The sequence below is a fragment of the Rothia sp. HMSC067H10 genome, assembly GCF_001810635.1.
Classification (GTDB): Bacteria; Actinomycetota; Actinomycetes; order Actinomycetales; family Micrococcaceae; genus Rothia; species Rothia dentocariosa.
In genome coordinates this window covers 578,947-591,721 of record NZ_KV802317.1, presented here as the reverse complement: position 1 = coordinate 591,721, position 12,775 = coordinate 578,947, and the positions used below count along the sequence as shown (strand labels likewise).

Annotated in this window: 12 protein-coding genes, 2 tRNA genes and 1 pseudogene; 11 read left to right on the top strand and 4 right to left on the bottom strand. The window is 51.9% G+C overall.

Annotated elements, in window-relative coordinates; translation table 11 throughout:
* Nucleotides 1-428 (top strand): annotated as a pseudogene (locus HMPREF2756_RS09555) (transcriptional regulator); the annotation flags it as partial.
* Nucleotides 425-892 (top strand): globin domain-containing protein, encoded by a 468-nt coding sequence (locus HMPREF2756_RS09550; protein ID WP_013399216.1) that lies wholly within the window; start codon nt 425-427, stop codon nt 890-892. The pseudogene HMPREF2756_RS09555 and the gene HMPREF2756_RS09550, both read left to right, overlap by 4 nt.
* Nucleotides 893-980: 88 nt before the next feature.
* Here the strand turns inward: HMPREF2756_RS09550 and HMPREF2756_RS09545 are convergent, their stop codons facing one another.
* Both HMPREF2756_RS09545 and HMPREF2756_RS09540 read right to left on the bottom strand, forming a co-directional pair.
* Nucleotides 981-1,691 (bottom strand): alpha/beta fold hydrolase, encoded by a 711-nt coding sequence (locus HMPREF2756_RS09545; protein ID WP_256388192.1) that lies wholly within the window; start codon nt 1,689-1,691, stop codon nt 981-983.
* A 134-nt stretch (nt 1,692-1,825) separates the two neighbouring features.
* Nucleotides 1,826-2,830 (bottom strand): NADP-dependent oxidoreductase, encoded by a 1,005-nt coding sequence (locus HMPREF2756_RS09540; RefSeq protein WP_070620659.1) that lies wholly within the window; start codon nt 2,828-2,830, stop codon nt 1,826-1,828.
* A 60-nt stretch (nt 2,831-2,890) separates the two neighbouring features.
* On the opposite strand from HMPREF2756_RS09540, the gene HMPREF2756_RS09535 reads away from it, so the two are divergent.
* Together HMPREF2756_RS09535 and HMPREF2756_RS09530 are read left to right on the top strand one after the other, a co-directional pair.
* Nucleotides 2,891-3,346: a winged helix-turn-helix transcriptional regulator gene (locus HMPREF2756_RS09535; RefSeq protein ID WP_070620656.1), complete on the top strand. Its 456-nt coding sequence runs from the start codon at nt 2,891-2,893 to the stop codon at nt 3,344-3,346.
* A 124-nt stretch (nt 3,347-3,470) separates the two neighbouring features.
* Entirely contained in the window at nt 3,471-3,956 is a 486-nt protein-coding gene (locus tag HMPREF2756_RS09530; RefSeq protein WP_070620654.1) for a GNAT family N-acetyltransferase, read from the top strand.
* A 165-nt stretch (nt 3,957-4,121) separates the two neighbouring features.
* Here the strand turns inward: HMPREF2756_RS09530 and pepN are convergent, their stop codons facing one another.
* Both pepN and HMPREF2756_RS09520 read right to left on the bottom strand, forming a co-directional pair.
* The gene (gene pepN, locus HMPREF2756_RS09525) at nt 4,122-6,671 is read right to left on the bottom strand and encodes an aminopeptidase N (RefSeq protein ID WP_070620651.1); all 2,550 of its coding nucleotides are present in this window, start codon (nt 6,669-6,671) and stop codon (nt 4,122-4,124) included.
* A 155-nt stretch (nt 6,672-6,826) separates the two neighbouring features.
* Nucleotides 6,827-7,063, bottom strand: a complete 237-nt coding sequence (locus tag HMPREF2756_RS09520; RefSeq protein ID WP_070620648.1) for a hypothetical protein — start codon at nt 7,061-7,063, stop codon at nt 6,827-6,829.
* A gap of 55 nt (nt 7,064-7,118) precedes the next feature.
* Between HMPREF2756_RS09520 and HMPREF2756_RS09515 the strand changes: the two genes are divergently transcribed.
* From HMPREF2756_RS09515 to HMPREF2756_RS09485, 7 genes are all read left to right on the top strand, one after another.
* Nucleotides 7,119-7,607, top strand: a complete 489-nt coding sequence (locus tag HMPREF2756_RS09515; protein WP_070621077.1) for a ribose-5-phosphate isomerase — start codon at nt 7,119-7,121, stop codon at nt 7,605-7,607.
* A 240-nt stretch (nt 7,608-7,847) separates the two neighbouring features.
* Nucleotides 7,848-8,732 carry an Fpg/Nei family DNA glycosylase gene (locus HMPREF2756_RS09510; RefSeq protein WP_070620645.1) on the top strand — a complete coding sequence of 295 codons (885 nt, stop codon included), beginning with the start codon at nt 7,848-7,850 and terminating at the stop codon, nt 8,730-8,732.
* A gap of 81 nt (nt 8,733-8,813) precedes the next feature.
* Nucleotides 8,814-8,884 (top strand) — tRNA-Gly (locus HMPREF2756_RS09505).
* 490 nt (nt 8,885-9,374) lie between these two features.
* Nucleotides 9,375-9,449, top strand: a tRNA-Pro gene (locus tag HMPREF2756_RS09500).
* 96 nt (nt 9,450-9,545) lie between these two features.
* On the top strand, nt 9,546-10,847 hold the full coding sequence (gene tig / locus HMPREF2756_RS09495; protein ID WP_041321805.1) for a trigger factor: 1,302 nt from the start codon (nt 9,546-9,548) through the stop codon (nt 10,845-10,847).
* Nucleotides 10,848-11,123: 276 nt separating this feature from the next.
* Nucleotides 11,124-11,762 carry an ATP-dependent Clp protease proteolytic subunit gene (locus HMPREF2756_RS09490; protein WP_041321804.1) on the top strand — a complete coding sequence of 213 codons (639 nt, stop codon included), beginning with the start codon at nt 11,124-11,126 and terminating at the stop codon, nt 11,760-11,762.
* A 17-nt stretch (nt 11,763-11,779) separates the two neighbouring features.
* Nucleotides 11,780-12,454, top strand: coding sequence for an ATP-dependent Clp protease proteolytic subunit (locus HMPREF2756_RS09485; RefSeq protein WP_048779215.1), 675 nt, complete (start codon nt 11,780-11,782; stop codon nt 12,452-12,454).
* Nucleotides 12,455-12,775 lie beyond the last annotated feature (321 nt).

The window sequence follows — 12,775 nt, the reverse complement described above, 5'->3', positions numbered from 1 at the left end:
AAGAATCCGAGATGGTGCTGTATCTGCCGCCCGTCACCGTACACACCGAATGGGCTGGGAAAGCCGCACCCCTGCAAGGATGGGAAAAGCTAGGAACTATTGATGCTGATGAATTCCGCCGCGCCAGCCGTGACGGACTTACCGCCGTCGAAAAAGCACTCCCCGAAAACCCTGGTGCCGCAGTGCTCACCACCGTGCGAACCCGTATCTGGTCATCTCCCATGGTGCTTGAGCACCTGCCGGAGTTTGACCGAGTCCCTATACCTACAGGCGCAGCTTTCGCCTTGCAGGTCTTCGGATTCCTTCCCGAAACCTTCACCGGTGAGCTCGCTATATATGCCGCCCGTACTGGTTCCGACGGCTGGGTGCGCATCGCTGCCCCCGGCGGGCATGTGCTGGTGCGTTCGGGCTCGGGAGCGCTTGCATGAGTTATTCTGCGAATCAGCCGGGCGAGCAGGTCAGCATTTACGACCAGGTGGGCGGCGAGGAAACCTTCGATAAGCTCACCCGCAGGTTCTATGCGCTCGTGAAGGCCGACCCCGAGTTTTCTGCCATGTACCCGGATTTTGACCCGTTTCCGCCAGAGCACCTCACAGAGGAACAGACCGCCGAGATTGAAGCAAACGATACTGACCATTTCGATGCATCGGCGCGACGGCTGAAAATGTTCCTGATTCAGTACTTTGGCGGGCCCAGCACCTACCAGGAACAGCGAGGTCACCCGCGTTTGCGCATTCGGCATAACCCGTACCCGATCGGTGCGAAAGAACGCGATACCTGGCTGAAATATATGCGGCAGGCAATGGATACTCTTGATCTTCCGATGATGATTGATGCGACCATGTGGGACTATTTCGAGCGTGCGGCACGTGCCATGCAGAACCGGGCGTAGCCCCACACTAAAACAAGAACTTATCTCATACCGTGAAAATAAAATACGTAGCTTCCCGTGTGCACAATGCGGGAAGCTACGTATGTATTTAGAGAAAATTTTGTACCTGCTCGGCGAAGATAACAGGTTCCTGAAAGATGGCTCCGTGACCTGCGCCCGGGTAAAGATCAACTCCTACGGCGTTGGGTATGCGCGTAGCAAGATCGATAGTATTTGCACTTGGCACCATAACATCATGCTCGCCATTTACAACGAGTACTGGGTGCTTAATGTTCGACAGATCTTGTGGAGATTGTTTACCCCAAGCATAAACTGCACGGAGCTGGCGCAGGAAAGACGGAACACGGATAGGAGTATCTGGATGGGCAAAACTTGAAATTCGGTCAAAGAATTTATCTGCCTTATCCCATGCACTCTCTGGGAAAAAGAGATAATACTTAGGATCCCTGCGTTTGATAAAGGATCGAAGCATCGCCTGGAAGGTAAGTAGCGGAACACGGGTGATTCCAACTCCACCGGCCGGACCGGTGCCTGCGAGGATTGCTTTGCGGAACCTATGGGGTGCATCAAGAAGAAGCTGCTGGACAACAAAGCCGCCTAGGGATAACCCTAAAAGATCAACCGTTTCGAGACCTGCAGTATCAAGAAATTCAATAATTCCTTCAGCCATATTTTTTACTGTTGTACCGGCGGTTCCAGTACTTTTACCTACGCCCGCATAATCTACCGCAATGATTGGGCGCCCTGCTGCTAGAAGATCGAGCAATTGGGGGTCCCAGTTATCAAGATTTGCAGCCAGGTGGACTAGAGCAACGATAGGGACCGAACTAGGAGCTCCTAGCGCACGGTAGGCAAAGCTCTGGCCCCTTGGGCGTTGTCAAGGTCTGGACAGGTGCTTGGGCGTATCCGCCAGTAAAATACGTGATTGACATGTTAATTACTCATTTCAATAACAGTTTTCCCTGGGGATCCCGAGTTTGCGGCTGAAGGATACAGTGCCTCTTCCACCTGGCTGAAAGGTAAGGTGCTTCCAATAAGTGGTTTAATTTTTCCGGACTCGATAACGGGGGTGAAGTCGCGTAGCTGCTTGCCGTTCGCACGCATGAAGAGGAATTTGTAGGTTACTCCAAGGCGTTTAGCGACCCTACGTATTTTGGCACTTAATAGCCACATCACAGGTTTTAGAAAAGGTTTTCCGAGCGTGTCAGCGAAATCGGTGTCTGGGGCGCCCACAACGGATACTATAGTGCCTCCAGGGCGTAGTACCCGCATAGAACGAGTTGTCTCATCGCCACCAACCGTATCAAGGACAATATCAACGTTATGAATATAGTCTTCGTACTGTTCGTTGCGGTAGTCCACGACAATGTCTGCGCCCAACTCACGGGCAAGCTCAATATTCTTTGTGCTGACGGTAGTAGCGACGGTTGCACCTAAATGCTTTGCAACTTGAATCGCGATAGAGCCTAAACCACCTGCACCACCTTGAATAAAGACCGTATCGCCAGGACGGATGGGAGCTTTCTCTGTGAACGCTTGAATTGCTGTAAGGAGCACTAAGGGCAGAGATGCCGCCTCAGTGAGGCTAAGGTTTTTGGGCATAGGCGCTACATCGTTGGCGTTAAGAACCACATATTCAGCAAATGTGCCGATTTCAGTAGTACTGGGGCGGGCATAAATCTTGTCACCAACGTGCAGATTATGCACATCGGCACCAACTTCAACAATTTCTCCAGAGCATTCGTGTCCTAGAGTTTGTGGAAGACGGTAAGAGATAAGCTGCTTGAAATCTCCCCGAGCGATCATACGATCTAATGGGTTAATGCCAGCGGCACTCACCTTGACGAGAACCTGTCCTTTATTAACGCTCGGCCGCGGAATATCTGCCCAAGCGAGTTCACCACCATTACGATATGAGGTTAGGGTATAAGCCTTCATGAAGATTTATCTTTCTGCTAAGCTAGGTTTATAAAATAAACTTAGCAAGATTTTGGAGTTATGACAACACACGCCACGAACACTAATTGCCCTATTGCTGCCACGCTAGAAATCCTGGGAGAAAAATGGACTTTATTAATCTTGAGAGATATCTACCGGGGCATCAATCGCTTCAACGATCTAGAAGCAAGCTTGGGGTGTCCCCGCAATCTTTTATCCACAAGGCTCAAGAAACTGGTAGATCATGGGATTCTTCTTGAGGAAAGTTACCAAGAGCCTGGGCGGCGTGCCCGAACAGCCTATGTTCTCAGTAATAAGGGCGAAGACCTAGCTCTTGTACTGTGTGCACTGCAACAATGGGGGTTAAAGCACCTCCCACAAAATATGGATTCTATATCCTATCACCATGCATCATGTGATGCCCCTGTATCGGCAGCATTGATCTGTGCTCAGGGGCATCGCGTTGAGGTAGAATCCTTGATTCCGATTGAAACCTCAGAACAAGATCAGACATAACAGCACTTACTGGTGGTAAAGGAAAGAACCGTTCCCGTCTATAACCTGAGAAAATGATTTTCTGGTAGTGCGATTCTTCTGATGGGCCTAGAACACAGTTGCGTTCATGGTGTAGGTTATAACAATGCGTATTGTCTCTTACAGCCCTGCGTACCGGGAAGCTCTTCTGGATATTTCACTTCGCGCCTGGGGACCCGTTTTTCTGCGGATGCACAACGACGTCCCCGAGTTCGTCTATGATGCGTTCTACCCTCAAGGGTGGCAGCAGCGGCAGCTCAGCGATTTAGCGGAAGTGCTCGATCAGGAGCCTCAGAATGTGTCTGTTGCGCTTGAGGGTGAGTGCCCGGTCGCTTGGGTTTGCACGCGTATCCATCCTGAGGATCAGATGGGCGAGATTTATGTGATTGCTGTCGATCCCGAGTACCAGCGGCGCGGCGTGGGGCAGCAGCTCATGGAGCATGCCTATGCGCAGATTAAAGACGCCGGGATGCGCATGGTGATGGTCGAAACCGGTGGCGATTCGGGACACGCACCGGCTCGAGCGCTCTATGAGTCCGAAGGATTTGTTCGCTGGCCCGTTGCTCGGTATTTCAAGGATCTTAGCGAATAGAACTGTTGCCCAAAAACAATAACTCTCAAGATCCACTTGGCCCAACATAACCCATGGGCGCTAAAAAGGTTCTTGACGTGAAATAAGCGTGATTTTCGCCGTTTGTTTCACATCAAGAACCTTTTTATATAGGTTGGGGGGCGGCGAGCTAGGGGATTATTGTCCCTAAACGTCAGCCGCCTGAACCTTTAAGGCACGAGCCACGCCGTCGCGCGCCTCCGCAATCTGTCGTCGCAGCGCCGCCGCATCCTCAGGCAAAGACGCTAAATAGGCTTCGGTGCGTTCCAACAGTTCGGCGGTCGGTTCCGAAGGGTACATGCCGCCAATAATCTGCATCGAAATCTCGTGTGACCGCGAACGCCAAATGCCCTCAATTAGCTCAAAATACGGTTCAATGTACGGCGCAATGAGCTCGGGCTCGCCCGATTTGAAACCGAAAATGGCGTAGCGCTGAATCATATTAGACAGCTCGCCGGTTACCATAATCTTGTTCCAGTACTCGGCTTTCACCTGTTCACTCGGCTGAGACGCATATGCCTGAGCCGCATACTGTTGACCGGTTGCCGTGTTATCGTTCGCCGCCTCAGCATCGATCTGCGCGGCGCTCACACGACCACCTGTCGCCAGGCGGCAGATTAGGGTCCACCGCAAATCGGTGTCAATCTCCAAGCCGTCCAGCACAATATCGCCTTCAAAAAGCCTCTGCACATTCTCATACTGCGCCTCGGTTCGGGTCTGGTTCACAAACGCCTGAACCAGCTGCAGCTGCGAGTCTGAATCCGGCTGAGCGGCGCAAGCCAACGACCACAGGCGATCGGCGGCGCGTTCGCGAGTTTCATCCCTAAACTCAGGATTAACAAAGGAACGCAGAGCGATGGAGAGGTTACCCAGCTGGGTTCGCAATGCAGTTGAATTGGTCTCTTTGCCAATATTGTTGAGCACAAATTCTACATACTGCCGCGCGGGCATCTGGGCGTCACGCACAGTATCCCAGAGGGAACCCCAGACCACGCCGCGAGCCACCGACGAGTCGATGTCGCCCAGATGCTTCACCGCAGTATCAATAGAACGCTCATCCAGGCGAACCTTGGCAAACGCCAAATCTTCATCATTGAGCAGAATCAGGTCGGGGCGTTTCTTGCCTACGGCCTCGGCAACCTCGGTCAGCTCGCCGTCAATATCCAGCTCAATGCGGTCGGTGCGAGTAAGCTTTCCGTCTGTCAGATTGTAGAAACCGATAACTGCGCGATGCGGGCGCAGCGTCTCATAACCGGCAGCATAGGATTGGCGGATACCAAGAGAAGTAATAGTGCCCTCGGCATCATCGGCGACCTCGACCGTAAGCGTGTTTACCCCTGCGGTTTCAAGCCACTTGGCGCTCCACGCGCGTACATCACGGCCGGAAGTCTCTTCCAGCTCGACCAGCAGGTCGTCAAGAACCGTGTTACCCCAAGCGTGCTTGTCAAAATACTTCTTCAAGGCCGCCATGAAGTTTTCCTGACCAACCCACGCAACCATCTGCCGCAGTACCGATGCGCCCTTCGCGTAGGTAATGCCGTCAAAGTTCACCTGAACATCATGAAGGTCACGAATCTCAGCCACAATTGGGTGGGTTGAGGAGAGCTGATCCTGCCTATACGCCCAGGTTTTTTCGGAAGCCGAGAACGTAGCCCATGCTTCCTGTGCGTATCGGGTATTCTCAGCCGCAGCCAGTGTAGACATAAACTCGGCAAATGACTCGTTCAGCCACAGGTCATTCCACCACTTCATGGTGACCAAATCACCAAACCACATATGCGCAAGCTCGTGAAGTATCGTAATGGCGCGGCGCTCACGCAGCGCCTCTGCAACCTTGGAACGGAACACATAGGTTTCAAGATAGGTTACGCACCCTGCGTTTTCCATAGCACCCGCATTGAATTCGGGGACGAAGAGCTGATCGTACTTCTCGAAAGGATACGGCGTCTTGAACTGCTCCTCATAAAACTCGAAACCCTGGCGAGTCAGCTCAAAAATATCGTCCGCATCTACATAGGGCATCAGCGATTTACGCGCGTAAACACCCAGCGGAATAACACGCCCCTCAGAATTCGTCAGTTCGCTCGTAACCTTCTCATATGGGCCCGCCACGATGGCTGTAATGTACGAAGACATACGCGGGGTAGGCTTGAAATACCATGTTTGCGCCCGACCGCAGCCGCAGTCCTTGGGTTCAATCTTCACTTCGGGCTGGTTAGAAACCACAACCCAGTGCGAAGGAACACGCACGCTGAACTCAAACTCGGCCTTCAAATCTGGCTGCTCAAATACAGGGAAAACACGGCGAGAATCCGGAACCTCGAACTGTGAGTACAGATAAATTTCACCGTCTGCCGGGTCCACAAAACGATGCAAACCTTCACCGGTATTTGTATAGAACATCTCTGCATCGATCTTCAGAACATTCTGCGCTGCAAGATTTGGCAGAGTAATGCGCTCCCCATCGGCAAGAGCAGGATCAAGCCGCTCGCCGTTTAATTCAATCGAATTTACCTGAGAGGTAATAGCGTCAATAAACGTGGATGCGCCAGGCTCAGCATCGAACCGAATCTCAACAATCGACGAGAAAACATCTTTGTCTGTGCGAAGGTCGAGATCAACACGGTAGGTGTGAACCCGCTTAATAATTCCCGCACGCTCAATCGCCTCATCGCGGGTTAAATTTAGACCGGGCATGATTCCCTTTCTCGATATGTGTTTATAAATCTTCCTGTAGTGTTTTGCAGCGGACCTACCAGGAGAAACAGCGCAAAACTAAGTTCAAGAATATGGGCATCAAACAAACTCAGATATGTGTATGTGCCCCGACAAAAAGTGCCTAGTACCACAGTCTAACGCATCCCGTCAGAGAGCACATTATTACTCATCACATGCGCAAAATACGTGTCGATGGTAAGGGCAGGTGTGGGCAGAAAAATATGTGCCGAAATAATACCTGCCATTGCCCCGATACCGGTTACAGGAATAAGTTTAAGTTCGCTACAGTTATAGAGACACAACAGCTGAGGGCGCCCAGAATAGAGACGACTATCGCCGTGCACATTTCGGGAAGCCAGTCCACCACTCACTGCACAGGTAAATATCCATGCTGTGAGCGCCACGGAATATCACCAGGAGAACCCCTTGCGCGTACATATCGCTACCGACCATGCAGGTCTTGAGACGAGTCAATACCTGATTGAACAGCTCACCGCCGCAGGATACGACATGATTGATCACGGGCCCCAAGAGTACGACCCGCTGGACGACTACCCAAGTTTCTGCATTAACGCCGCACTTGCCGTTAAACGAGACCGTGAGCAGGGGCTTGACTCACTGGGCATCGTGCTAGGCGGTTCTGGCAATGGTGAGCAGATTGCCGCTAATAAAGTAGAAGGAATTCGCGCCGCCCTTGCCTGGAATCACGATACCGCCGCCCTTGCCCGTCAACACAATAATGCCCAGGTCATTGCGGTTGGTGGTCGTCAGCACAGCAACGAAGAAGCACTAGAGATTATTAAGGTTTTCCTTTCCACCCCGTGGACGAATGAAGAGCGCCACGCCCGCCGCATCGGTCAGGTTGCCGAATACGAGCGAACCGGTCGTATTGAAGGCAAGCATATCGACTCATAGCACCGTAGATCAGTAAGCCACAGATTTTTTATACGGATGCGGCGGTAGCGTACCCCGAAAAATCGGGGGAATAACAAATGTCGCTGCATTCGCCGTTTAGTTTATAGGTGTATGAAACACCCCCAAGGCGCCGTCCGAATGATATGCGGTGTACCGTATTAAAGGTGCGGCTTCTAAAGTTTAGACCCCAGATGCATGCACCAAAATACAACCACAGACACGCGTTCGCAGGAGAATCCCATGCCCGAAGGACACTCAATACATCGTATCGCCCGCCAATTCAACGATGTTTTCACGGGGGATAGCGTGCGAGTCTCAAGTCCACAGGGGCGTTATACGGATGGCGCAGCCCTTCTTGACGGAGCCAGCATTCTCAACGCATATGCGCACGGTAAGCATCTCTTCGTGCCCTTCAACAATGAGCTGACCCTCAACGTGCACCTTGGTATTTATGGAAACTGGAGCTTTGGAGGGGACGAAACTTTTACGGGTGCATCCAGCATAGGCGCACCTCGTAAGATCGGCGAAAAAGAATATACGGCGGGAGAGGCCGAAGAATATACCGGACCGCCCGCGCCGAAAGGCACTACCCGGTGCCGCATCGTTTCAGAACACGGTTGGGCTGACCTCGTTGGTCCCACTATCTGCCGAACCTTAAACCCAGACGAAGTTGCCCAAGTACGCGCCAAACTTGGACCGGATCCTCTCAACACCGATGCAAATCCTGAACGTTTCTATGCCGCAGCCCGCAAAAGCTCAAGGCCTATCGGCGTGATCCTCATGGATCAGGCCGCTATCTCAGGTGTGGGCAATATTTTTCGTGCCGAATCGCTTTACCGCCAAGAAATAGATCCTCTTCGCCCCGGTAAAACTCTCACCGATGATGAGCTGAGTAGACTCTGGGAAGATAACAAACATCTGCTCACCATCGGCGTGCGTGTCGGCCGCATCATCACCACCGAACAAAAGGACCGCCCGGGAATCCATGAAACCGAAGCCTGGCCTGAGCATGCTAACTACGTTTACCAGCACCACGGAGAACCCTGCCCCCGATGCGGCACCACCATTCGTATGGAGGAAATCGCGGGCCGTAAACTCTATTGGTGCCCTGGATGCCAGAAATAGCGTTAGCTACGGTCCCTGCAAACGATGCGCGCCGAACTTGACAGTCTCCAGCACAGGCAGGTAATCTTATCTAGTTCTTGCGGGGATGTAGCTTAATGGTAAAGCCTCAGTCTTCCAAACTGATGACGCGGGTTCGATTCCCGTCATCCCCTCGGTATACATAAAACGCCTTGGTGCTTCGCACTGGGGCGTTTTCCTTATGCCGAGGATCTGAGGCGGGAATCGCTGACGGGCACGGATTTAGTGCCTCGTTTGCTCAGAATACGTACCCTTCAGCTCGTCACCCCCTCTCGGGAATAAAAAGATCTTGGTGTTTTCGCGCTGGGTTGTTTTACTGAAAGGACAAAACAGGGATCTCTTACAGTTTTTTAATCTCTCGCCAAAGAGCCGATTGTATCCATCCTGGTATTGAATTAGAAAAATTCCTGAATACAAGGAGCCTATTTAACGCGGCAATCCGATGAGACTGGGACGTGCAGAAGCGTCTGAATAAGCCAGCATGCATGATAGATGGGCGTACTCAGATAATTCCTCAGAAAGACTTAAGGTTTTCGTGTTCTAAATTAGACATTCGAATGTTAGGCATTTATCCTTGTACACGGTAAACTTAAAAACCGAATGCCTAAAAGCATTCGCGTTTCACGGGGCGTGGCGTAGCTTGGCTAACGCGCCTGCTTTGGGAGCAGGAGATCGCAGGTTCGAATCCTGTCGCCCCGACGTGAAGCGGGCGTCGCATATGCGGCGCCCTTTTCCAGTAACCAACTGCGGTTCACAGGCTTGTGCCGCATTCGACTATATGAGGAGAACACGGACGTGAAGACCGCCGTCGAGAAGCTCAACCCGACCCTCGCGAAGATCGAGGTCGAGGTTCCCTTCGCAGAGTTCAAGTCCTACCTGGACCGCACCTACAAGAACCTGGCTCAGCAGATTAACGTTCCTGGGTTCCGTAAGGGCAAGCTGCCTAAGCAGCTCATTGAGCAGCGCACAGGTTACGACTACATTGTCGAAGCATCTCTGAACGACGCCTTGAACGACTTCTACTCACAGGCATTGGGCGAGAACGAGCTCTCCCCGCTGGCACAGCCCGAACTTGATGTGCAGAGCCAGCCCACGGTGAACGACCGTGAAGCAGACGTGAAGCTGAACATCACCGTGACCGTTCGTCCTGAAATTGAGCTTCCCAACTATGAGGGTATCGAGGTTGAGGTTGACGAAATCAAGGTTACTGCAGAAGACGAAGAGCAGGCTCTCGAAGCTCTGCGTGAGCGTTTTGGTACCTTGAAGAACGTTGAGCGTCCCGCAGCTAAGAATGATTTTGTCACCATTGACATCACCGCTGAAATCGATGGTCAGGAAATTGACGCAGCAAACGACCTGTCTTACCAGATCGGTTCCGGCACCATGGTGGACGGTATTGATGAGGCCCTGATCGGTCTGTCTGCAGGCGAAGATGCAACTTTCGAGACCACGCTTTCCGGCGGCGATCACGCGGGGGAGGACGCAACCATTAAGGTGAAACTCTCCGCCGTTAAGGAGCGTGAGCTTCCTGAGGTTGACGATGAGTTCGCGCAGCTTGCTTCTGAGTTCGATACTGTTGATGAGCTTAAAGCAGACATGAAGAACCAGGTTGCCGAGGCCAAGGTCTCCGAGCAGGGCGCACAGGCACGCGATAAGGTGCTGGCTAAGCTCATTGAGATGATTGAGGTTCCCGTACCTGAAAAGGTTATTGAAGAACAGCTGGAGCAGCACTTCAACAACCCCGAAGCCGGTGAAGACCACGATACCGAAGAGCACCGTCAGGAAGTTCGTGAGAACACCGAGACCGCCTTTAAGAATGAGATGGTGCTTGATGCTATTGCTGATGCTGAAGAAGTTGAAGTAAACCAGAATGAGATGATCAACTACATCATCACCATGAGCTCGCAGTACGGCATGGATCCGAACCAGTTCGCACAGATGCTTGACGGTTCCGGCCAGGCCGGAATGCTTGTGGGCGAGGTACGCCGCTCCAAGGCTCTAGGCGAAGTTCTTAAGAAGGCTGTCGTCAAAGACACTAAGGGTAAGGCTGTAGACCTTTCCAAGTTCCTCTCTGAAGGTGAAGAAGACGAGAAGTAGTCCTTCTCTCCGCAGATACCTATAACGGATGCGGGCGTGCATGCGCAGGAAAGAATCCTGCGGTGCACGCCCGCATTGTTGTGTTAAGTTTTGGCACACGCTCCAACAGCAGAAATGGATATGATGTGCTGAGGGCTGAGTGACGTTCGCCCTTTGGCGAACTACGGCGAAACTCCGCCCGAATACAGTCATGACCCGGTATTGTAGTAGCAATGAATATTTTCACGGGCCCGTATGGTAGGGAGCGCGTGAAACCCATCGAGAAGAAGAGGGAAGATGTCTAGCTACATGCCTCTGCCTGTTGGATCTGGGAATAACACCCCGACTATGGCTGCTAACCCCGTCACAGGGCAGGAAGATTACGTCTATAATCGCCTGCTTAAGGAACGTATTATTTGGCTGGGGTCTGAAGTAAGGGACTCAAACGCAAACTTAATTTGTTCACAGATGTTGTTGCTATCGGCTGAAGATCCCGAGGCAGATATTTACCTGTACATTAACTCTCCCGGTGGCTCGGTGACCGCTGGCATGGCTATTTACGACACAATGCAGCTCATTCCGAATGACGTGGTGACCGTAGTAACCGGTATGGCTGCATCTATGGGACAGTTCCTTCTGACAGCAGGTGCCATGGGCAAACGCTATGCGACCCCCAACGCCCGAATCCTGATGCACCAGCCGCTTGGTGGTATTGGTGGTACCGCATCCGACATCCGTACTCAAGCAGAACTCATCTTAGATATGAAAAAACGTCTGGCAGAGATCACGGCTGAACGTACCGGTAAAAGCCTTGAGACCATTCTGAAAGATAATGACCGTGATAACTGGTTTACTGCTGAAGAAGGCTTGGAATACGGCTTCTTCGATCACATCGCACTATCCACTGGCGGTAATCTGACCGCCGAGGGTAAGTAAAGAGGGGAAATACACATATGAACTACCTACCTCAAGATTCTGCACCGCAGATGCCCTCGAACCGTTACGTGCTCCCCAGCTTTGAGGAACGTACCCCCTACGGTTATAAGCGTCAAGATCCGTACGCCAAGCTATTTGAGGATCGCATTATTTTCTTGGGAACCCAAGTCGATGACGCTTCGGCAGATGATATTATGGCCCAGCTTCTCGTACTTGAGGCCCAAGACCCCGACCGCGATATTACCCTGTACATCAACTCTCCCGGTGGTTCTTTTACGGCAATGACCGCCATCTATGACACTATGCAGTTTATTCGCCCTGAGATTCAGACCGTATGCTTAGGTCAGGCGGCATCGGCTGCGGCAGTGCTTTTGGCTGCTGGAACCCCGGGTAAGCGTTTGGCTCTTCCGAATGCTCGCGTGCTTATTCACCAACCCGCCCTGAGCGGTCAGCAAGGCGGACAGGCCTCTGACCTTGAGATTCACGCGAACGAAGTTATGCGTATGCGTGAGTGGACTGCACAAACCCTGGCTCTGCACTCCGGCAAGACCTATGAGGAAGTTGACCGTTCGATCGAGCGCGATAATATCCTGACTGCTGCCGAAGCTCAGGAGTACGGCTTGGTAGATAAGGTACTGGATTCGCGTAAACTTAACAAGCCTGCTACCAATACTGCTACGTCGCACGATTAGAAATATGAGTGTAGTCCTTTCTGTTGTCTAAACGTATATACGATTATTAGGTGCCGCATACTCAAAATTGAGGATGCGGCACCTATACGTTATACCCCAAAAAGTACATAAAACCTCAAGTTACACAGCGTCATAATTGTCAAATTACATCGAATACGACACGCCGCATCGCAGTGACAGCCTGTCTTCACACCTCAGCGAAAAACTAGGGTAGCCTGGTAACAAGCACCTTGTGATAGCTTGCAAACACTCGTAGAAAGGAGAGAGCGCGTGGCTAACACCGACAACACCGGTGGTACGGAAGAAAACAAGAAAACTGTT